Genomic DNA, 20145 nt, shown 5'->3' with positions numbered 1-20145 from the left:
TCTCCCATCGCCAAATCAGCCGCTCAAATCCCTTTGAGCGGCTGATTGGTCATTTTGATGTCATGCGTTCCAGCAAATTCAGTAACGGTCGATACCGCTCACCGAGTAAGCCCAGCGATTCGACTAAAATATCGAGTACCAGTAATAACATCAGCAAGGACACCAGTGCTCCAAGCGAAGTCGTTTGTGAAAAGAGGATCGCTGTCATCCCGAAAACGGCACACAGTCCGTAAATGACAAGTACCGCCTGCCGCATCGTAAACCCGAGGTCGAGTAGCCGGTGATGAAGATGGGCTTTATCCGGCGCAAACGGTGGTTTTCCCTGTAACACCCGCCGAACGATCGCAAACAAGGTATCGGAAATCGGAATGCCGAGCAGGATGACCGGAACTGCAAGCGAAAACAGGGTGACGTTCTTAAACCCTAACAAGGACAAGACACCTAACATATAACCGAGGAACAAGGCGCCGGTATCGCCCATAAAAATCTTCGCCGGATAAAAGTTGTGGAACAGAAAACCAAATGTACTCATTAATAAGAGAATCGCGACAATCGTCACGTAGACATTGCCCTGGATGACGGCGAGACTGATCAGTGTCAGCAGGACGATGCTCGAGACACCGGCTGCCAGTCCATCCAGCCCGTCAATCAGGTTGACGGCATTCGTGATACCGATGACCCATAAAAACGTCAGCGGAACACTCCACCAGCCGAGAAACAATTGTTGGTCAAACGGTAAGTTGATGAACTCGATCCGGATGCCGCCGTTTAAGACGACCACGGCCGCGACGATCTGCCCCATTAATTTAAGCCGGGCATTTAATTGAAAACGGTCATCGAGTGCTCCTGTCAAAATCACGACAAAGCCTCCGACCAGAATATGTGTCGCATACGGGCTTGAAGGTTGCAGAATGAAATAACCGATCATAAATGCAATATAAATCGCAAGACCGCCTAAACGCGGCATAATTCGTACGTGTACCTTTCGCGCGTCCGGACTGTCAACGGCACCGACTGCAATCGCAAAGCGTTTTACAACGGGTGTGATCAGTAAGGCCGCGATAAAACAGACAATGGACGCCGTCCATAACATAATAACATCACGCTCCTGCGCGAATTATATCATAAAAAAAAAGAGCCGACGAGCGGCTCACATGAAGATTGGGACTTCTGCAGATGGATCATATGTATAGATGCCGCGTCCGACTTTTTTAATCGCAGGATTCGCTTGTTCCACTTTAGCCATCAATTGATAGATGTTGCTGATTTGGTGACGGTACCGGAGTTCGAGTTCCATCTGGATATCGCGTGCCGACATCGACTCGCGCTCACGCATCAAGTCACTGATTTGGTGGACATAGACTTCCAGCGGGTAACGTTGATTCACTCGGCGTTGTTTAAGGGGACGTTCTTGTGTCACCGCGATTTCTTTTGCTGAATCGCTTGTTCCCCGGCTTAATTCTGCAATTAAATATTCAGCGCGTCGTTGCAAACGACGGTATTCCTCTTCGATTTCCATCAGTTCTCGGTAGATATGTTCATTCGATCCCATTTGTTAACCCACTTTCCTAAATTAAACATAAATATTTCAATTATGTTTCAATTGTATGTTTTTTGAAATAAAACAAACTACATTTTGCCTCTTTAATATATAATTTTATTATATATTTAATTATTCTGTAATATTTTTCTCTCATTGGTTGTCACTTGACTACACTTCATATTAACAGAAAGGAGCTAAAACGGAATAGATAAATTATAAATTAAACTATTTTAAAAATACTTAATTGACTATATAAGGTTTTATACGTATTTATTCTACTTAAAAGGAGACTGGAAATTTAATGGACAAATTAACTAAAATCCTAACAAAGGCACTAGTACTTTTGCTTCTGACTGCCATCGCTTTTCCGTCCTCATTAGTATCGGCTGCATCCGGCGTAACGTTTACGAAAACAACCTATCAAACAACGGATTTATTGAATTTACGCTCGACTGACTCGATCTCTTCGAAAAAATTAACGACGATTCCGAAAAAAATGTCTCTCACATCCAACTACCGGATCGGGGAGTGGTATCGTGTCACGTACAGCGGCAAGACGGGTTATGTACTCGGTCAATACTTAACGAAAGTCGTCACCGGAACGAGTTTTACAAAAACGAATTACCAGACGACAGATGCTTTGTCGTTACGACAGGCAGCCTCGACGTCTTCCGCACGTCTGTTGACGATTCCCGCGAATACGAAGCTCGCATCAAGCTTCCGGGACGGCGATTGGTACAAAGTAACGTATAACAAACAGACCGGTTTTGTATCGGGTGCCTATCTAAAGAAAGTAACAGCATCGTCGACAGCTTACACGACGACCGAACGGCTGAACTTCCGGAGTGCCCCGACGACATCCGGTGCCTTATTGATGACGATACCGAGCAATCAGGTCGTCCAGTCCTTATCCGTCAGTTCGAACTGGCATAAAATCAATTACGGGGGCAAGACCGGATACGTCATCGGTACGTATTTGAAAAAGGGAACAGCTTCCCCTGCTGCACCGTCTGCCGGAAATGCGGATTACAGCGGCAGCAAGATGTATGTCCTGATTGATGCCGGCAGCACCGTTGCCTTACGGTCATCCGCTTCCGTCCTCAGCGGACAACTCACGCGCCTCGGCCGCGGTACGCCGGTTGTCGTGACAAACAATCTTCATAAGACACGTGGTTTTGTTGCTGTCCAGACAGCGGACGGACGACGGGGATATGTCGAAGCCACTTACTTGACGCTTTTCCAGCCAAGCCCGACGAATCGTCCCTTAATCGTCCTCGATCCCGGACACGGTGCTTATGATCCCGGTGCTGTCCGGGCAGGATTCGCAGAACGGGACATCGTCCTGTCTGTCGCACGTCAAGTCGCTAGTCTGTTGGCAGGAAAAGTGGATTTGACACTGACGCGTTACACAAATGATTATTATCCGTCACTCGGCGAACGGAGTGCGATGGCGAATAACTTGTCGACGTCACGGTTCGTCAGTATCCACATCAATGCTTCAAGTGCTAGCAGTGCGTCCGGTGCTGAAAGTTACTACTATAAGGGAACAACTTCGGTTCAACTCGCCCGGGCCATCCAACAACGGATGACAGGTTATGCCGGTATGCGTGACCGGGGCGTCCATTTCGCTAACTACGCCGTCATTCGGGGGACGCAGGCACCAGCCGTCCTCGCGGAACTCGGTTTCCTATCCAATACGTCCGATCGTGCGAAACTGGCGGATCCCGCTTATCAAGCACGTTACGCCCAGGCGATTGCCGACGGGATTCTCGCGACACTTTAAGTACTGCAAAAACGCTCATTCCGTTTGTCGGAACGAGCGTTTTTTATATGACAAAAGGACCGCTCAGGGAAGCGGTCCTTTCGTACTCACATGAAAAGAGATTGATCAGATAAAACCATCTGCCATCAGGGAATGGCGAATGTTCATTAGCGACTAGCTAGGATCTGCTCAAGGGAAAGCAAATCCGTCGAATCGACACGATAGTCTGCCTCATGTAACGTCGTTTCCGGACCGACTCCGACAGCATACATACCCGCTGCGTGAATGGCCGTGATTCCTGCTGCTGCATCTTCTACACCGATACAACGTTCAGGTGCGACGTCAAGCGCCTCTGCTGCCCGTAAAAACACTTCAGGGTGTGGTTTTGACCGGGCGACGGTTGCCGCATCGACGATGTCGTCAAAATAATGCCGAACTCCAAGTGCCTCAACGACAGTCAACGCATTTTTAGAAGCTGACGCCATTCCGATCTTCAGCCCAGTCGCACGGATTTCGTCAAGGAATGCAATGATTCCCGGCAGAAGATCCTGTTCTGAGATGTGCTGGATCAACGTGACGTAATGGTCGTTCTTCTTCGTTGCGAGCGCAACTTTCTCTTGTTCCGTGAAAGCATCCTGCTTTCCGCCAAGTGTTAAAATCCGCTCCAGCGAATCAGTCCGACTGACGCCTTTCAGTGTTTCATTGAACTCCCGGTCGAACGGGATATCCAACTCCTCACCCAGTTGTTTCCAAGCCAGATAATGATACTCGGCTGTATCGGTAATTACGCCGTCCAAGTCAAAAATGACCGCTTCAATCGTTGGTGCCATTCGACATCCATCCTTTCATCCATCGTACATGAAAGACAAGAAATCGAATGATTTGCGCAAACGATTGCACTTGCCTCAAGAATTATTTTACCTGTTCCCCTGATTGTTTGCAAGCGTTATCAAAAAACAAATCCAAATCATTGGTCTTTCCTAAAAGAAACCGTTTTCAATTTCAAGGGAATGTTTTACTTATTTCGTTCTTTACTATTCGTTTTACAATTTTTAACTGTTATAATAAAAGCGAGTTTGACAGTCGAACCGAAGGAGTGACCAACTATGTTTCAGCGTGTTAAACAATTAATAGATGAACAGAGCCGCAGAATGCGCCGTTATGAAAAAACCGTTTTATTAATTAACAGCCTGGAAGCAGAAATGGAACAAAAAACGGATGAAGAATTACGGATCTTGACACAATCCTTAAAAACCCGCCTTCAAGCTGGTGAGAAAATCGAAGCCATCACCGGGACAGCGTTCGCCCTTGTCCGTGAAGCGAGCAAGCGGACACTCGGTCTTCGTCACTACGATGTCCAGTTACTTGGCGGATTGGCCCTTCTGTCCGGACACATCGCCGAAATGGCGACCGGTGAAGGAAAGACACTGGTCGCATCACTTGCAAGTTTCACCCAGGCTTTATACGGTCAAGGGGTCCATGTCATCACGGTCAACGAATATCTCGCCCGGCGTGATGCGGAACAGATCGGTCAGATTCACCGGTTTTTAGGTTTGACGGTCGGCATCAACTCAGCAGAACTGTCATTCGAAGAAAAACAACAGGCCTATGCGTCTGATATTACATACGGAGTCGGAACGGAATTCGGTTTCGATTATCTGCGCGACCATTTGGTCATGCGACAAGAGGATCGTCTGCAACGCCCCCTCCGCTTCGCCTTGATTGATGAAGTCGACAGCGTCTTGATTGACGAAGCAAAAACACCGCTCATCATGGCGGAACGCGACACCGTCCATGAAGGATTACAGCAATTGGTTCGCCATGTCGTCAAAGACTTTAAAGAAGACGCTGACTATTCATACGATGAAGAAATCAAAGCAGTCGCCTTGACCGATCAAGGCATCGAGACGATCGAACGGATTTTCGGTATCGATCAGCTGTTCGCGGCCGAGCACGCCGTACTGTTCCACTATGTCATCCAAGCACTTCGGGCCCACGTCGTTCTGAAACGGGATGTCGATTATATCGTCAAGGATGATAAAATTGCGCTCGTCGACTTATTCACCGGACGGTTGATGGAAGGACGAAGTTTATCGGACGGCCTCCATCAAGCGCTCGAGGCGAAGGAACATGTCAGCGTGACCGAAGAAAACCGGACGACGGCGCAAATTACGATTCAGCATTACTTCCGCATGTATCATCATGTGTCCGGAATGACAGGTACTGCTGCCACGTCGCGCGATGAATTTCTGAAAACGTACCGGATGGATGTTGTATCGATTCCACCGAATCGTCCTAAAATTCGGATTGACGACGCCGATGTCCTGTTCTTGACCAGTTCCGAGAAATATTCAGCGATTGCGGCAGCGACCGAAACGGCTCATTTGACGGGACAACCCGTCTTGATCGGGACGACTTCCATCGAACAATCCTTAAAGGTCGCAGACGTGCTTGATCAGCGTCAGATTCCTTACGAAATACTGAATGCCAAGACCGTCGATCAAGAGATTCGGATCATCGAGTCTGCCGGTCGCCACGGTCGGGTAACGATTGCGACAAACATGGCAGGACGCGGAACGGATATCCTGCTTGATGATGCGGCGAAGGCACAGGGCGGCTTGTTCGTCATCGGCACGGAACGGCATGAGTCCGTCCGGATTGATAACCAGTTGCGTGGTCGGGCAGGACGCCAAGGCGATCCCGGCCTGACCCGGTTCTACCTGTCGCTTGAGGATGATCTGCCCCGCCGGTTTGCGCGCGAACGGTTAGAGCGTGTCAAAAAGAAACTGGGTGCCGTCAGCGGTCCGGTTCATGCAAAAGAAGCTCAGCAACTGATGGCCTATGCCCAGGAAACCTGTGAATCGGTCAACCGCAGTATCCGTGACGACCTGGTCCAACTCGAGGAAGTCATCAGTGAACAGCGCCTTGCCATTTATCGTCTTCGCAACCAAATCGTGGATTCGGCGACGCTGGACCAATTTGTTCAGCCGTTTGCGGCTCGGACCATCCATTCTTATCTCGAGCAATATTTGACGGATGATCTCGTTCCGGAAGAATGGCCGATCGAATTATTGACGGCGGAACTGGAGCAGCTGCTGCATCAACCGGTTGAATTGGTCCTGAGTGACTCGATCGAGACCATCCAACAACAAATGGAACCGCTGATTACTTCGGTCGATCAAAAAATGGCCTTGCAGATTGCCGAAGATGAAGAAACGGCACGACGTTTCATGTTACTTGCCCTGGACGAACAGTGGACGAGTCACTTGACGGCGATGAACTCGCTCAAGGAAGGGATTCATTTACGCAGTTACGGTCAAGAACAGCCGGTTCGGATCTTCGAACGGGAAGGCATGGATTATTTCCGTTATGCCATCTTCAGTTTTGAAAAACAAGTCGTGTCTGGACTATGTCGTCTGGAAGAGACTACTTTGCAAGGAGGACTGCTTCATGCAACCGTCGATTGATTCTGATATTCAACCCGCGCTTTACTTTACCGAGGATATGCCGATCGTCAAAGAAGACGAGTATGTTTTTCGGTATGCACTCAATCAGTTACCGAAACTCGGACCCAACCAGTTGGCGATCCATCTCTTTCAAGTGTTACAGACCGAACCGTTACACGTGATTGCGTTGTTCCAAAATACGCTTCCGCGTTCTTTCCAGCTGAATGACTTGGTCGTTCTCGTCCTGTCAGGTGACCAGCTCGTCGCCCGGAAAATATTCACGATCGAAGAAGTACCGGTCCTGCTTCCGACAGCAACCTTACCGCTTTGGCTCGAGTTTTCCGATGAAGAACAGTTCGTTGATTTATCGACGCTTGATGCACCGCTCGAACTCGTCTTCTCGAATGAACAGCTGACGGATCTCGTAATCGATGAGTCGTTCTCTGCTCCGGAACAGCGTTTTATTCGCCAAATCGCTTTCTCGCACCCTGCCCCGCCGACAGATGGCTGGTCCCTGTTGCCGGTCTCGATTTTTAAACAGGAACAAACGGTCGAGGCCATCGTGCTGGTCCGTAATCCGAGCGGACAGTCGCTCGAGCTGGATTCGCTGTCGTTTGAGTTACTGCTTGGTGATCAGACGGTCGCTGCAACCCGACATGCTTCGCTGACCGTGTCCTCGCAGAGTGAACACGCAATCCGTTTAAGCTTTGATTACGTAGCACATCCGGCCGATTCACTGGATTTACGGTATCTGCCGGAATAATCCCCTCAAAAAAATGGACTTCTCGTCAATGACGAGAAGTCCATTTTTGATTATCCTTTTAATAAACCGATCACACGTACATTAATCGCTTGCGGTTGGAATGCCAACATGTTTTCCATGTCTTGTGCAATCCGTTCCTGTACTTTTCCTGCTGTCTTGATGATCGACATCCCGTATTTGATATGGACCGAGAGACTGACCGTAATCGCACCGTCCACATCCTCGACCTTCACGAGTTTGACCATCTGTTTTTCCTGTAACTTCGAATCGTCCTGTGTAAAGGCAATTCCTTCTGTTTCCTGAACTGCTACCCCGGCAATCACTTCAATGACTTGTTGAGAAACGTTTACGACACCATCCGCATTGTTTAAGTTATATGACATACTTTCCACGCCCTTCATCTATTAATCGCTCTACTTTAAAGTGTATAGCATTTAGCCTTTTTTTGAAAGGTCTTGTCGTTCTTCGACGATTGGACGAATGTCGATTTCAATCAATGGACGCATCAGGCGGACAACGAACGGATGAATGATTACGCCGACGATCAACAAGGCAACACCGATGACGACCAGCAAGGCGAGCCAAGTTTGCGGCACGAAGGCTGTCGTCGCGTACTGACGCCATGCCATGACGAAGAAGACATGAAGCAAGTAGACATATAAGCTGAGCTCCCCCGCCCGTGTCACAAGCGGCAGACGACGCATCGGAACGAGCATCATGAATCCAAGCGATGCTGTAATCGACAGGAAGTAGATGACGCTGTGTTTTAACACGCCGATCCAGGCATCACTGTCATATTGTTCGACATACGGGAAACGGTGCTTGAAGGCATTCGCCAGCGCGACGATTTCCTGCGGTGTATCGCGCCATGCTTCATATAGGAGGAAACCGATGACACTCGCGAACGCCAGTCCGCCAATTAACCGGACATTCATTCTCCGTTTAAAGCTTTTCGGCATCTCGAAAATCCGGATGAACTCATGTTCCGACAAGTAGTTCCCGAGCAGGAAGTACGGATAGAACATGATCAATTTCCGTAAGGCCAAAAAGCCTGTGTTTTCGAGCTCAAAGCCGTACAATAAAGCAAAGGCAAGTCCGAACCAGACGTAACCACGCAGATGGACGACATACGGTGTGACGATATACCAGACGACCATGACGAACAAATACCAGAGTGCCCAGTAGGGACGTAACAGATGCGTCCCGAGATTTTGTCCGGACAACAACGGCAATCCTTCTCCAAACGTCGCCCATGAACCAATCAGGATTTGCCAGACACAATAGACGGCAAACAGTTGAATGACACGCAAGTACTTGTTTTCACGGAAGAAGTAGCCGCTTAAAATAATAAATAATGGCATGTGAAACGAATAAATGATCAAGTACACCGTTTCGAGTAACTTTCCATCGTAATTAAACCGTAAATCCGTCAGCATATGACCAATTACTACGAAAATGACAAGGAATCCTTTGATATTATCAAACCACGGATTTCGATTCATGTTACACTACCCCTTATACTCCCTCGAAAGGAACGATTGTTTTATGAAAAAAGCACTAGTCATTCTCTCGGTCGTCGCAAACGTCGTCCTCCTCGCCCTATTGCTCGGACGCAAACCGATCGAGTTATTCGAGCAGGCCTTTCCTGCCACCACTACACAACCCATCACGACATTCCAATATACGAAAAATCCGAACTACGTCCGGTTGAATAGTCTCTTTCATACTTATCAATACCCAAAATCACCGAATTCTGTCATGCTCGGTGACTCCATGACGAATTTTGGTGATTGGCGGATTTTGCTCAATGATCCGACAATCGTGAACTTCGGGATTCCCGGCGATACGACGGAAGGATTTTTGACCCGGCTTGATCTGATTGTCGAGATGAAACCGAAACGTGTCTTCCTGATGGGCGGCATCAATGACATCCGTCACTTCACGCCGATTCCGACGATTACGGAAAACATGACGACGATCGTAACGACGCTACGGAAAAATAACATTGATGTCGTCATTCAGTCAACACTACCCGTCGCACCCAAGTATTCCGATTCAGTCCGTGTCAATCGTGACGTCGAAGCCCTGAACCGGAACCTTGAACAGCTTGCAAAATCTACCGGGGTTTCCTTTGTTGATTTACGCCCGAATCTAACCAATCAGCAAGGGTATCTTCAAAACCGGATGACGTACGACGGGCTTCATTTGGTCGGTGGCGGCTATCTTCGATGGAGCGACGCACTCAAACCGTTCGCCGAAAAAATTCAGATTACGGAAAACAAATAACAGTCATTAAAAAAGGAGATTCCGATTTTTACGGAATCTCCTTTTTTAGCACTCATCTACACGGTGACAGGCACCATGTCATTAGTCTTCCTGATTTTTGACTCCCATGTATGCGGCAACGCTTGATGCTGAAAATACAGCAATGGCGACGATACCGACTGCAATCCATACGACTTGATCCATCATTTCTCCCCCTTGTATGTAACCGTTCACTTTCTTTTTTTAGCGTACACGAAATTCGTCAAGAAAGAAACACATTTTCTATGTCTAACGACTGGACGTTTCGGGAAAAAGTAACTATAGTAAAAGGACAACTATAAATTGTCAGAAAATTCGATTATTTAACAAGGAGGTGATTCTGATGTCAACCCCAATCCTGAAACCCCGACTTCAGATGAAGCAACAACAACGAAGTATGGTCAACTTTAGTTATTGGTTCGTCATCGGTCTCATTGGATGGATGATGCTCAGTTTCGTAACCGGACTCCGCGATCAATTGGCGGGTCTCCCGATCTACGAAAGCATTCCGCTTGTATTAGCTGTCCTCTTAACCACAGGTGTCCTGTTAAAAATGGCCCGGGATGAATGGTGGATCCGGTACCTCAATCGTCAAACCCAGTTTTACATCGGTCATGAAACCGTCGTGACCTGGTGCCTCATCATCGACAGCATGTGGTTGATCCGTAAACCGATGCGCCGTGAACTCCGTCACCTCTACCGACACATCACCCAAACGAAAGCGTCACCAGAAGCCATCGAGACGCTTGCAAACGAACTGGTCGAACGTGGTATCCTCATCGTCTATTCCAGTCCTAAGAGTGACCATCCTGCTTGAACAAAAATAAGCATGGAACGTCAGGACATCTGCTCCCTGCATCCCATGCTTTTTTGCTGTCGTTATTTTTGAGCCAGCCAGCCGGCTGCAGCTTCGATCGTCGGCATGACGAGCTGATGCCCGTGGTTTGACCAGGTCACATCCACCGTAGCTCCTGCCTGTTCAAAAATCGCTTTCAAGTCTTCCGTCTCTGAAGCCGGACAGATCGGATCGTTCGTTCCGGCTCCGATAAAGATCCGCACCCGCGACGAATCCGGTAACGTCACACCGCGACGCGGTACCATCGGATGCAATAAGATCGCCTGTTCAAACAACCGTTCTTCAAACATCATATTCGCTGCGATGTTGGCACCGTTCGAATAACCGACCGGGATGACATCTTGAAGCGAAAAATCCGACGTGCGGCTCATATCTTTCACGAACTCCATCAAGCGGGCTGTCCGAAGGGCAAGGTCCGCTTCATCAAAAATCCCTTCCGCCAATCGTTTGAAGAATCGGGGCATCCCGTTTTCCGTCACCTCACCCCGGACCGACAGATAGCCGGCCTCCGGATCGAGGAGCCGGACGAGTCCGACTAAATCCTGTTCGGTCCCGCCTGTTCCGTGCAATAAAAGAAAAATCGGTGCGCCTGGTTTTTTAGCCGGTTCAAATAAATGGATCATACAAGTCTCCCCTTTGGTAATGTGATCGGTGCGACATGTTCTTCGATCGTCGCCCGGTGTGCCTCGAACTGTTCCGGTAATTTTAACGCTTCTCCTAATACTTCAAATGCTTCATCGACCGCAAATCCCGGATTATCGGTGGCGATTTCATGCAGAATCCGTCCACGGTCGTGGAAGTAGACCGATGTAAAATAATTCCGGTCTTTGACTTCCGTCGTCATCAAGCCAAACGTATTGATTTGTTTCATCCAGTCCATTTGCTCGGCCTGATCGCCGGCCCGCCACGCGATATGGTGGACGGTCCCGATGCCCGGACGACCAACCGGTACGTTCGTATGCAGGATATCAACGATATTGCCGAATTCGCCTTCCGCTTCATAACGGTCCATCGTCTCGGAGCGTTTCGCAACCGTTAATCCGAATGCTTCCGTCAAGAGGCGTCCTGTATCTGCCGGATCATGCGACAACAAAACCGCTCCGGCAAACCCTTTGATGGCGACATCGGTCGATATGCCGTCAATTTCAAAACGGCTGTTTGCACCTTTGTCGCGTTCGACGAGTTCAATCTGTAATCCGTGCGGATCCTGAAAGACCAGTTGTTTTTCGCCGAAACGTTCGGCTTCTTCAAAAACAACTCTTTTTTCCGTCAAACGGTTTTTCCAAAATTCATAGCTCCCTGTCGGAATCGAATATGCCGTCGTTCCAACCTGCCCTGCCCCGACTTTCCCCTGCTGAATACCTTCAAACGGGAAAAAGGTGATGATCGTCCCGGGTGCACCCGATTCATTGCCAAAGTAAAAATGATAGGTCCCCGGATCATCAAAGTTGACCGTTTTCTTGACGAAACGCAGACCAAGCGTCGTACCGTAAAAATCAAGATTTTCCTGTGGATTACCGACCATTGCCGTAATATGATGAATGCCTTTTGTTTTCATCTGCCTGCACTCCCCCTTCAGCTTCATTTCCTTTAACACAATAATAGTAACTTATTTACTAAAAGTAAATTATTTTGCTTAAACGGATTGTTTTGGAACCTTTTTTCCATTTTCCCGTAAGGATAATAGACACTCGAACTCGATGATGTAGTACATCTGAATGAAGGAGGACTGATTCCATGCTTGAAATCAAAGCCATCACCAAACGATTTGGTACGTTCACAGCAGTCGATGATTTATCATTCGAAGTACCGGAAGGACAGATTTTCGGATTACTCGGAGCAAACGGGGCCGGAAAAACGACGACGTTCCGAATGTTGCTCGGTTTATTACAACCGACGGAAGGGTCGATCACGTGGAAAGGACAACCGATTCCTTTATCTAAAATCGGTTATCTTCCTGAGGAACGCGGCTTGTATCCGAAAATCCGGGTCGACGAACAATTGATTTTTTTAGCCGAACTACGTGACATGAAACGAAAAGATGCGAAACAGTCTTTACTCGAATGGCTCAACTACTTTCAAATTCCACAGTATGAAAAAATGCGTGTCGAACAATTGTCAAAAGGCAATCAACAAAAGATCCAATTGATTTCTGCCGTCCTACATAAACCGGACCTGCTGATTTTAGATGAACCATTCAGCGGACTCGATCCCGTTAACGTCGAACAACTGAAAAAAGCGGTCCGGAAACTGACGGCAGAAGGAACGACCATCGTCTTCTCGAGCCACCGGATGGATCATGTTGAAGAACTGTGCGAACACGTCGCCATTCTCGATCACGGGAAACCGGTCGTCGCCGGTTACCTGCCGGAAATCAAGGCCGGATACGGCAAGACACGGGTCTTGTTGACAACAGATGCCCCTGCCCTGCTTTGGGATGCATTGCCGGGAATTCTCCAGGTCGAATCAGACGGAACCGGTCATAGTTTACAAGTGGAATCGAAAGAAGCTGCCGATTCCCTGCTCCGTCATTTGATTACGGAAGGATTCCATGTCGAACGATTCGTTTGGGATCAACTATCCCTGCAGGACATCTTCATCGAGGAGGTTGGAAAACGTTATGAACCGTAAATTCCTGACACTGTATCGGTTTAGCCTGTTTCAAAAATTACGCGCGAAAAGTTTTCTTATCTCGACCGTTCTGATGATTGTGTTCCTCGTCGGATTCAGCAACATCGAACGGATCATCGACTGGTTTTCGGGCGATGATCCGAAAATCGCAGTCGTCAGCTCCCTGGAAGCTCCGATCATTCCCGTCTTAAAAGACGTCGGTATCAAAACGGACATCACCGAAAAAGACTATTCCCTGAAACAGGCACGACAAGTCGTCGACAAAGGGACGTATGATGCTGTCGCCTTATTATCCGATGATCCGTACCGGGTGACGTTAATCAGTGCCAGTCCGGAACAGGAGCTGCAGACACAACTGTCGACCGCTTTAAAACAGGTCCGTGACCAGACGATCATTACTGATGCCGACGTCGATCCGGCATTGCTTGCTTCGCTTGCCGCCCCCATCGACGTCAAACAGGAATTGACATCGACCGGCGGCAAAAGCGAGGACGAATTGTTCGCTGCTTCCGCTCTCGTCTATGTATTGCTGTTCCTGATGTACTTTACGATTGCCATATACGGCGGCATGATCGTGACGGAAATCGCCAATGAAAAATCATCACGTGTCATGGAATTGCTGATTTCTGCCGCCAGTCCGATTCAGCATATGTTGGCGAAAATCACCTCGATCGCCACCGTCAGTCTGATTCAATTGTCGTTACTCGTCGGAGTCGGCTATTACAGTGCCCAAAGCAGCAGTCTGTTTGATCAGCTGTCGCTTGATTCACTGAGCGTCAAGACGATTGTGTATCTGTTCGTCTTTTTCCTGCTCGGTTATCTGTTGTATGCGACGCTGCTCGCCGCCCTCGGTTCGCTCGTCAGTCGGGTTGAAGATGCCCAACAGGTCACCTTGCCGGTCATCATGTTGATCGTCGCTGCTTTCACGGTATCGATTTTCAGCCTGAACGCCCCGACGAACCAGGCAGTCGTCATCCTGTCATTCGTGCCGTTCTTTACCCCGATGTTGATGTTCTTACGTGTCATGCTGACGGAAGTCCCGGTCTGGCAAGTCGCGTTATCCCTCATCCTGATGGGAATCAGCATTGCCCTCGCCCTGTTTGTCGGAACACGATTCTATCGCGGGGGTGTCCTCTTTTACGGATCAAATCCGTTGAAGCAACTGCGTCGTATTTTAGGTGGCCGCCAGTAGTAGTTTACAAGACGAACCGTTTCCGCTATCGTTAGGTGAGAAAAAGCCTTGAGGAGGAATTACGTTATGCGGTCTCGTTTTTGGGCAGCGATTTTATTCACAGCTGCCGCCATCGTCTCGTCCCTTGTCATGTTCACGAAATTTCCACAAGCAAGTGAGACATGGAAGCTGGTCCTCGCTTACGGCGGAGTGACATTCATCGTCAGTTTATTTTATTGGTCTTTCGTCGCTGTACGCGTCCAGTCCTCCCGTTTATATGGAAGCTGGATCGGTGTCTTTATCGGCGGAACAACAGTCTTACTCGTTTGTGTCGCTCGTTTCCTGATTCGGGGAGACTTCATGATGATTTTAAAATGGCAGGCCATGCTTGGCAGTCTGACTTTAAACTTCGGATATGTCGGCTGGGTGCTTGTCATCGCAAATGCCATCATCGGTTTCTTGATTGGACGGACACGACAAAAAGGACGCCGGGCACCACGTCCCGCGCCACAGCGTTAACCGCTAAAAAATATCACCGGCTTCAACGTTGGTGTACACAAAAGAGGAAGACGGACATTTGATCCGTCTTCCTCTTTTGTTTGGCTGAACATCAATTCCGGTCGTTCATTTGCGGTGATAACGTGTTCGGTCGCTCTTTCGGCTGAACTCCGTATAACAATCGGTTACTGTCGTCTCGGTTTCTTCCGTCAGACGGTTGAGGTATTCATCGAGTTGAAGCATCGTCGGGAGTTTGTCCGCAAACAGTTCAAACGTCTCGGTCGCCTCTTCCCGTTGCAGTTCCCCCGCCTCCATGACTGCTTCCACCAATTCGTGAAAAATCCGCTGTTCCGTCGCACTCATCGTCTGTTCAATCCGCTTGACGTCTTCGTCATACATTAAATCGAACAGGCGCATCCGTTCTTCCAGTTGTTGTTCAATCATCGTTTCATCTTGTCCCATCGTCTGTTCATACGCCAATCGCATTTCTTCGAGCGGCGTTTTTTCCTGCATGACGAACTTCAAGGACTCCCCGGTCCAGATGTGTCGTGCCAAGTAACTGGAGTCGATATGCAGGGCCTCCGCCAAAGATTCGATATACGCTTTCGTTGGATAGACTTCGCTGAGTTCCGTCCGGCGGATGAAATAGGGGGCGACCCCGAGATTATCCGCTAACTGATCAATTGAGATTCCGGCGCGTTCCCGTAAGATTCGGATGCGGTCACCGTATCCCCGGTAAGGTGAATGGTCGAGCATATTACCCCTCCTCGCTATGCTATTATCATACCCTTGAATCGGGTATCGGATACATCGAACTTTCGCACGATTTTTTCATCAGATGCCGCGGATAGCGGACCCATAATGGCAAGATACTGATGAAATAACAGCCGGTGACGATTCCGATCCAGGTGAAGGATAAGGGAAGAAACGGTCCGATTTCCAGTCCCTCTTTCGATAAGATGACCTGAAAGAGCAACCAGGCATGAAAAATCGAAATGAAGTACGGAACCATCAAGACCGTACCGTATTTGATGAACAGAAAACGACGGATGCTTCGTTTACTGAAACCGAGCGCAGACAATGTCTTTAGCCGCTTTTGTTCACGTTCTGCCGTCATCTGCATCCAGACGTGCAGGAAGCTCGCATTGATGACAAACAGCCAGACCGTCAACAGAATGACAACAAACGAGACCAGCCGGATGATGCGAATCCCGTCCAGTTTATCTTCCGTCTCATTGATCAGCTGGTACGGAACCGGAGTGTTTTTGCCGAGCTCTGCTTTGGATTGAATTTCCCGGACAATCGACATCCAACGCGTCCAGCGGTCCGTCCCGTAATCGGCATACGATGGTGTATCAAAGACACGGATATGGAATACCGGACGATCCATCGTAGTAAAAGCACGGTCACTGACGACGAATAATGTTTCAATCCGGTCATTGTACCCGAATAGCAGACGATGTTCCGCCATCGGTTCAAGCTGGTAGCCGGCTTGCTTCATCCCGGCTTTTGCTTTTTGCATCGTCGGTGTCACTTCCTTGACTTGAACCGGACGGGCCGGAATCATAAACGTCTGTTTGTCCGTCAACAGCGTCCGTTGCTCATGACCCAGATGCTTCATCAGTTCGTTATAATCCGATAACGGAATCATGTACCGGGTCTTGACTCCTTTGAGCCGGACATCCTGCCGGTATTTGTCCGGAAACGTTTTTGTCATCGTCCGTTCCAATTTTTCCAGACGTTCGGACGGGACGGCAGCTTCTTCGTAATAGACCAGTCCGAATTGATTGTTCGACGACAGATCAAATCCGATCAGTTGAAAGATAAAGACGAGACCGACGGCCGTCAAAGCACAGGAGGTCAAGATTGTCCCGAGTGCGACCAGCGTACTGTTCGTCTTTAACTGAATCGCGATTTCCGAGACGATTAACTTTCGTAACGACAACCGTCGCGGACGGTACAGTTTGAGTACCATCGGGATGACGTGACGGCAGAAAAAGAACGAACCGACAAAGATGATGAAAGGAAAGACGAACAGAAAGATATCTTGTTGTGTCAATGCCATGAAATATCCGTAAAACAGAATGAGCACGGCCACTCCCTGCATCGTAAGACCAAACCGGATCCGGAAGCGCGAACGGGACCGTACAGGACGATCCGGTCGGAATTTATAGATCGCGAGGACAGTCGCAATCAAGAGGGTCAGGAGCGCCCCTGCAATCAATACTAAAAACGAGGTAATGGACAGTTCGATCGTCAGTCGCGGTAAGAACATGACTTTTTCAATCGAGAGTAACATCAGTTTCGTCAGGACGACACCGAGCGTGATACCGCCGATGATCGCCAGCCCGCCGACAATCAGGATTTCAATCATAAAATATTTCAGGAAATGCGAAAATCCGCTTCCGAGTGTCCGCATGATCCGTAAATCGTTTTTCCGGTGCTCGAGCATCGTATACGTCGTCGAATAAATAAACAAGATACTAAAAAATAAGATGATGACTTCGGCAATGAATACAAACAGCATCGTCAGTTCGATGACCTGGTTGAGTTGACTTAAAACTTTGGCGATGTTCTGAAACGATTCGCTGACGACGAGGTTCCAGTAACTCGTCGCAATCGTCATCGCGACGATGATCGTCAACGCGTATCCATAGTAGAGACGCTGGTACCGCTTGATGTTACGTAGGGCGTATTGCAGATAAGTGATGTTCATCCCCTCCTAATAAAGAGAGCGACTCAATGACACGCTGAAAGAAGACCCGCCGTGGTTCATCCCGGAACAATTCTGTTTGAATGCTGCCGTCTTTCAGGAACAGGACGTGATTGCAATACGAGGCGACTGTCGGATCATGGGTGACGATGACCATGGTCATGCCTGCCGCATTCAATTCTGCCAGCAATTCCATGACGTGTTTCGTCGCCTGAAAATCAAGAGCGCCCGTCGGTTCGTCTGCGAGCATCAGCCGCGGTGCGTGAATCAGGGCACGCCCGATCGCCGTCCGTTGCCGTTGCCCGCCGGACACTTCATCGACCTGTTTGTCGAGCAACTCGTCAATCTGCAACCGTTTTGCGAGGTGTTGCATCTCTTCCCGTGCTTCCTTCGTCTTTTTTCCGCTGAGCATCAGAGGAACGAGCATATTTTCAGCCACCGTCAACGAATCCAGCAGATTGAACTCCTGAAAGATGATTCCGAGCGTCTCACGCCGGAAGCGGGTTGTTTCTTTCCGTTTGAACGTTGCCGTATCGATATTTTCAATCAAAATCGATCCCCAACTGGGTTGATCGAGTGTCGCGAGCAGGTTGATCAAGGTCGACTTTCCGCTGCCGGACGGTCCCATGACGGCGACCATCTCCCCTTCCTCCACCCGGAAGTTAATATCCGTTAACGGTTGTTCCGTCACTTTTCCGGGATAGACTTTTCCTAACTGTTTGACTTCAATCATGTTGTTTCCCTCCTACCAGTGTAAGACGACAAGCCGTTCCGACACCTTCCGTGCTGTCGAGTTCAATCGTATGCCCGAGCTTCAGACAAATCTGACTGACGAAGTACAGTCCCATTCCGGTCGATTCTCCGTAGCGGCGTCCGTTTTCACCCGTGAAAAATGCATTGAAGACACGCGGGACGTCACGTTTCGGAATCCCGACGCCGTCATCTTCAATCGTCAGCACGATCTTCCCGGATTGTTCGACCGCCCGGATGTAGACTTCGTGACCATGACCGGCCGTATATTTGACGGCATTCGTCAACAATTGCAAGACTAAAAAGCGGAACCACTTCGAGTCGGTATAGATATAAAAATCCGGTGAAAGTTCCAGCTTTGGATACACTTTGTTTTTGACGAACAGCCGTTTTTCCTGATTGATGATGCTCGTCACCAGCGTCCGAAGATTTAACCGTTCCGCCTTCAAGTCCGTTTCAATCGCTTCGAGACGCGACGAATACAGCATCTGATCCAGTCCGATCCGCAGCCGGTCGACTTCATGGCGTAAATCCGCCTGAAACTGTTCCCCCGGATGTTCGAGAATCAATTCGATGACCGAAAGCGGCGTCTTCATTTGATGAATCCATTGATCGACGTACCGGTGCCGTTCCTTTTCCTTCCGCCGCTCCGCAAACAGACTGTTTCGAAAGACGGTCTGTTGCCGTTCTAGAAAGTGTTCGACGGCTGCCGCAAGCGGTTCGTCGCTGTCCGCCCGGATCGGTTCTGCGACCGATTGAATCGGTGTCTGCAATCGTTTGAGCAACGGTAACATACTAAAGAAGCGGTAACTTAAATAAATCAGCAAGGCGATTACATTTAAAAGAGCAATATAAAAAAAGGCAGCCGGACGATAGAGGTCATATAACCATAAGATGAGGAACAAGGCTATCATCTGTCCGCTGAAGAACAGAATGCCCGGAATCGTATGTCTGAAAAAAAGTCTCATTTGTCGAGGACCAGTTTGTAGCCGACTCCCCGGACCGTCTCAAGGCCACCGATTCCGATTTCCGCCAATCGTTTCCGTACACGGGTGATGTTGACGTTCAGCGTATTTTCATCGACGAACGCTTCATCATCCCAAATCCGTTCCAATAAGTCTCCCCGACTGACAATCCGTGGACTCACCGTCAGTAACATCTCTAAAATCAAGCCTTCTTTTTTCGATAGTTCAATAGACCGTTCCTCATGTTCGACGATATAACGATCCAAATACAACGTCAGACCGGCACGGCTGACCGTCCGCTCGTCACTTTCCTGGGACAATGTCCCGTACGCACGCCGAATCTGACTTTTGATTTTCGCAATGACGACGGCTCCCTGGAAGGGTTTGACGATGTAGTCATCCGCTCCATATTCGAGTGCCATGACTTGATCCATCTCCCCGACACGGGCCGAGATAAACAGGATCGGGGCCCGCGTTTTCATCCGGAGCTGACGGCACCAATAAAATCCGTCAAACTTCGGCAAGTTGACATCCAATAAAATGACGTCCGGTTGCGTTTCTTCGAATCGAGCGACGACATCCCCTAATCCATCTTCGTGAATGACGTGAAAATCGTACCGTTCCAACAGTTCCTTTAATAACAGCGCAATCTGTTGATCGTCTTCTACTAATAAAATGGTTTCCATCTGCAGATTCAACTCCTTCTTCTTTCATGATACCGAACAAAAAATGGACTGGAAACG

Annotated in this window: 20 protein-coding genes; 8 read left to right on the top strand and 12 right to left on the bottom strand. The window is 48.8% G+C overall.

The genetic code is table 11. The features are described 5' to 3' along the window. Nucleotides 1-49: 49 nt before the first annotated feature. Together DVG79_RS00685 and DVG79_RS00680 are read right to left on the bottom strand one after the other, a co-directional pair. On the bottom strand, nucleotides 50-1093 hold the full coding sequence (locus DVG79_RS00685) for a glycosyltransferase family 4 protein (RefSeq protein WP_114595058.1): 1044 nt from the start codon (nucleotides 1091-1093) through the stop codon (nucleotides 50-52). 57 nt (nucleotides 1094-1150) lie between these two features. Then, complete coding sequence (locus DVG79_RS00680) at nucleotides 1151-1552, bottom strand: Rok-like winged helix domain-containing protein (RefSeq protein WP_114595057.1); 402 nt, start codon at nucleotides 1550-1552, stop codon at nucleotides 1151-1153. Nucleotides 1553-1844: 292 nt separating this feature from the next. Between DVG79_RS00680 and DVG79_RS00675 the strand changes: the two genes are divergently transcribed. Further along, nucleotides 1845-3326: an N-acetylmuramoyl-L-alanine amidase family protein gene (locus tag DVG79_RS00675; protein WP_114595056.1), complete on the top strand. Its 1482-nt coding sequence runs from the start codon at nucleotides 1845-1847 to the stop codon at nucleotides 3324-3326. 146 nt (nucleotides 3327-3472) lie between these two features. On the opposite strand, the gene pgmB is transcribed toward DVG79_RS00675, so the two are convergent. Then, nucleotides 3473-4135 (bottom strand): beta-phosphoglucomutase, encoded by a 663-nt coding sequence (gene pgmB / locus DVG79_RS00670; RefSeq protein ID WP_114595055.1) that lies wholly within the window; start codon nucleotides 4133-4135, stop codon nucleotides 3473-3475. A gap of 276 nt (nucleotides 4136-4411) precedes the next feature. Between pgmB and secA the strand changes: the two genes are divergently transcribed. Then, nucleotides 4412-6772, top strand: coding sequence for a preprotein translocase subunit SecA (gene secA, locus DVG79_RS00665; RefSeq protein WP_114595054.1), 2361 nt, complete (start codon nucleotides 4412-4414; stop codon nucleotides 6770-6772). Beyond that, the gene (locus DVG79_RS00660; RefSeq protein ID WP_114595053.1) at nucleotides 6756-7514 is read left to right on the top strand and encodes an SLAP domain-containing protein; all 759 of its coding nucleotides are present in this window, start codon (nucleotides 6756-6758) and stop codon (nucleotides 7512-7514) included. The genes secA and DVG79_RS00660 overlap by 17 nt, the downstream gene beginning before the upstream one ends. A gap of 50 nt (nucleotides 7515-7564) precedes the next feature. Here DVG79_RS00660 and DVG79_RS00655 read toward each other — a convergent pair whose 3' ends face one another. Beyond that, nucleotides 7565-7897, bottom strand: coding sequence for an Asp23/Gls24 family envelope stress response protein (locus DVG79_RS00655; protein ID WP_233494498.1), 333 nt, complete (start codon nucleotides 7895-7897; stop codon nucleotides 7565-7567). A gap of 51 nt (nucleotides 7898-7948) precedes the next feature. Continuing rightward, a complete protein-coding gene (locus DVG79_RS00650) occupies nucleotides 7949-9016 on the bottom strand; it encodes an acyltransferase family protein (protein WP_114595051.1) in 1068 nt (355 codons plus the stop codon). Nucleotides 9017-9059: 43 nt separating this feature from the next. Here DVG79_RS00650 and DVG79_RS00645 point away from each other — a divergent pair, with 43 nt between their 5' ends. Together DVG79_RS00645 and DVG79_RS00640 are read left to right on the top strand one after the other, a co-directional pair. After that, nucleotides 9060-9800, top strand: coding sequence for an SGNH/GDSL hydrolase family protein (locus DVG79_RS00645; RefSeq protein WP_114595050.1), 741 nt, complete (start codon nucleotides 9060-9062; stop codon nucleotides 9798-9800). A gap of 361 nt (nucleotides 9801-10161) precedes the next feature. Beyond that, complete coding sequence (locus tag DVG79_RS00640) at nucleotides 10162-10635, top strand: hypothetical protein (RefSeq protein WP_114595049.1); 474 nt, start codon at nucleotides 10162-10164, stop codon at nucleotides 10633-10635. Nucleotides 10636-10697: 62 nt separating this feature from the next. Here the strand turns inward: DVG79_RS00640 and DVG79_RS00635 are convergent, their stop codons facing one another. Both DVG79_RS00635 and DVG79_RS00630 read right to left on the bottom strand, forming a co-directional pair. Further along, nucleotides 10698-11297 carry an alpha/beta hydrolase gene (locus DVG79_RS00635; protein WP_114595048.1) on the bottom strand — a complete coding sequence of 200 codons (600 nt, stop codon included), beginning with the start codon at nucleotides 11295-11297 and terminating at the stop codon, nucleotides 10698-10700. Continuing rightward, the gene (locus tag DVG79_RS00630) at nucleotides 11294-12232 is read right to left on the bottom strand and encodes a VOC family protein (protein WP_114595047.1); all 939 of its coding nucleotides are present in this window, start codon (nucleotides 12230-12232) and stop codon (nucleotides 11294-11296) included. The genes DVG79_RS00635 and DVG79_RS00630 overlap by 4 nt, the downstream gene beginning before the upstream one ends. 179 nt (nucleotides 12233-12411) lie before the next feature. On the opposite strand from DVG79_RS00630, the gene DVG79_RS00625 reads away from it, so the two are divergent. The 3 genes from DVG79_RS00625 to DVG79_RS00615 all read left to right on the top strand — a co-directional run bounded on the left by DVG79_RS00625 (nucleotide 12412) and on the right by DVG79_RS00615 (nucleotide 14995). After that, nucleotides 12412-13305: an ABC transporter ATP-binding protein gene (locus tag DVG79_RS00625; protein WP_114595046.1), complete on the top strand. Its 894-nt coding sequence runs from the start codon at nucleotides 12412-12414 to the stop codon at nucleotides 13303-13305. Beyond that, nucleotides 13295-14497, top strand: a complete 1203-nt coding sequence (locus tag DVG79_RS00620; RefSeq protein WP_114595045.1) for an ABC transporter permease — start codon at nucleotides 13295-13297, stop codon at nucleotides 14495-14497. Before DVG79_RS00625 ends, DVG79_RS00620 begins: the two co-directional genes overlap by 11 nt. Nucleotides 14498-14563: 66 nt before the next feature. Further along, a complete protein-coding gene (locus DVG79_RS00615; RefSeq protein ID WP_114595044.1) occupies nucleotides 14564-14995 on the top strand; it encodes a hypothetical protein in 432 nt (143 codons plus the stop codon). A 105-nt stretch (nucleotides 14996-15100) separates the two neighbouring features. On the opposite strand, the gene DVG79_RS00610 is transcribed toward DVG79_RS00615, so the two are convergent. Genes DVG79_RS00610 through DVG79_RS00590 form a run of 5 tightly spaced genes read right to left on the bottom strand, consistent with a single transcriptional unit; the run spans nucleotide 15101 to nucleotide 20088 of the window. Then, nucleotides 15101-15730 (bottom strand): helix-turn-helix domain-containing protein, encoded by a 630-nt coding sequence (locus tag DVG79_RS00610; RefSeq protein WP_114595043.1) that lies wholly within the window; start codon nucleotides 15728-15730, stop codon nucleotides 15101-15103. Between the two features lie 25 nt (nucleotides 15731-15755). Then, the gene (locus tag DVG79_RS00605; protein ID WP_114595042.1) at nucleotides 15756-17690 is read right to left on the bottom strand and encodes an ABC transporter permease; all 1935 of its coding nucleotides are present in this window, start codon (nucleotides 17688-17690) and stop codon (nucleotides 15756-15758) included. Then, on the bottom strand, nucleotides 17656-18420 hold the full coding sequence (locus DVG79_RS00600) for an ABC transporter ATP-binding protein (RefSeq protein ID WP_114595041.1): 765 nt from the start codon (nucleotides 18418-18420) through the stop codon (nucleotides 17656-17658). The genes DVG79_RS00605 and DVG79_RS00600 overlap by 35 nt, the downstream gene beginning before the upstream one ends. Further along, nucleotides 18413-19405, bottom strand: coding sequence for a sensor histidine kinase (locus DVG79_RS00595; RefSeq protein ID WP_114595040.1), 993 nt, complete (start codon nucleotides 19403-19405; stop codon nucleotides 18413-18415). Before DVG79_RS00595 ends, DVG79_RS00600 begins: the two co-directional genes overlap by 8 nt. Then, on the bottom strand, nucleotides 19402-20088 hold the full coding sequence (locus DVG79_RS00590; protein WP_114595039.1) for a response regulator transcription factor: 687 nt from the start codon (nucleotides 20086-20088) through the stop codon (nucleotides 19402-19404). The genes DVG79_RS00595 and DVG79_RS00590 overlap by 4 nt, the downstream gene beginning before the upstream one ends. Nucleotides 20089-20145: the final 57 nt, after the last annotated feature.

It is taken from the genome of Exiguobacterium sp. RIT594 (assembly GCF_003339585.1).
Lineage (GTDB): Bacteria > Bacillota > Bacilli > Exiguobacteriales > Exiguobacteriaceae > Exiguobacterium_A.
The sequence above is the reverse complement of the archived record's forward strand: the minus strand, read 5'-3'. Positions and strand labels throughout refer to the sequence as shown.

Excerpts from the sequence above, each read along its gene's own strand:
- DVG79_RS00685 (WP_114595058.1), bottom strand. The coding sequence starts at position 1,093 with ATGTTATGGACGGCGTCCATTGTCTGTTTTATCGCGGCCTTACTGATC.
- DVG79_RS00680 (WP_114595057.1), bottom strand. The coding sequence starts at position 1,552 with ATGGGATCGAATGAACATATCTACCGAGAACTGATGGAAATCGAAGAG.
- DVG79_RS00675 (WP_114595056.1), top strand. The coding sequence starts at position 1,845 with ATGGACAAATTAACTAAAATCCTAACAAAGGCACTAGTACTTTTGCTT.
- pgmB (WP_114595055.1), bottom strand. The coding sequence starts at position 4,135 with ATGGCACCAACGATTGAAGCGGTCATTTTTGACTTGGACGGCGTAATT.
- secA (WP_114595054.1), top strand. The coding sequence starts at position 4,412 with ATGTTTCAGCGTGTTAAACAATTAATAGATGAACAGAGCCGCAGAATG.
- DVG79_RS00660 (WP_114595053.1), top strand. The coding sequence starts at position 6,756 with ATGCAACCGTCGATTGATTCTGATATTCAACCCGCGCTTTACTTTACC.
- DVG79_RS00655 (WP_233494498.1), bottom strand. The coding sequence starts at position 7,897 with ATGTCATATAACTTAAACAATGCGGATGGTGTCGTAAACGTTTCTCAA.
- DVG79_RS00650 (WP_114595051.1), bottom strand. The coding sequence starts at position 9,016 with ATGAATCGAAATCCGTGGTTTGATAATATCAAAGGATTCCTTGTCATT.
- DVG79_RS00645 (WP_114595050.1), top strand. The coding sequence starts at position 9,060 with ATGAAAAAAGCACTAGTCATTCTCTCGGTCGTCGCAAACGTCGTCCTC.
- DVG79_RS00640 (WP_114595049.1), top strand. The coding sequence starts at position 10,162 with ATGTCAACCCCAATCCTGAAACCCCGACTTCAGATGAAGCAACAACAA.
- DVG79_RS00635 (WP_114595048.1), bottom strand. The coding sequence starts at position 11,297 with ATGATCCATTTATTTGAACCGGCTAAAAAACCAGGCGCACCGATTTTT.
- DVG79_RS00630 (WP_114595047.1), bottom strand. The coding sequence starts at position 12,232 with ATGAAAACAAAAGGCATTCATCATATTACGGCAATGGTCGGTAATCCA.
- DVG79_RS00625 (WP_114595046.1), top strand. The coding sequence starts at position 12,412 with ATGCTTGAAATCAAAGCCATCACCAAACGATTTGGTACGTTCACAGCA.
- DVG79_RS00620 (WP_114595045.1), top strand. The coding sequence starts at position 13,295 with ATGAACCGTAAATTCCTGACACTGTATCGGTTTAGCCTGTTTCAAAAA.
- DVG79_RS00615 (WP_114595044.1), top strand. The coding sequence starts at position 14,564 with ATGCGGTCTCGTTTTTGGGCAGCGATTTTATTCACAGCTGCCGCCATC.
- DVG79_RS00610 (WP_114595043.1), bottom strand. The coding sequence starts at position 15,730 with ATGCTCGACCATTCACCTTACCGGGGATACGGTGACCGCATCCGAATC.
- DVG79_RS00605 (WP_114595042.1), bottom strand. The coding sequence starts at position 17,690 with ATGAACATCACTTATCTGCAATACGCCCTACGTAACATCAAGCGGTAC.
- DVG79_RS00600 (WP_114595041.1), bottom strand. The coding sequence starts at position 18,420 with ATGATTGAAGTCAAACAGTTAGGAAAAGTCTATCCCGGAAAAGTGACG.
- DVG79_RS00595 (WP_114595040.1), bottom strand. The coding sequence starts at position 19,405 with ATGAGACTTTTTTTCAGACATACGATTCCGGGCATTCTGTTCTTCAGC.
- DVG79_RS00590 (WP_114595039.1), bottom strand. The coding sequence starts at position 20,088 with ATGGAAACCATTTTATTAGTAGAAGACGATCAACAGATTGCGCTGTTA.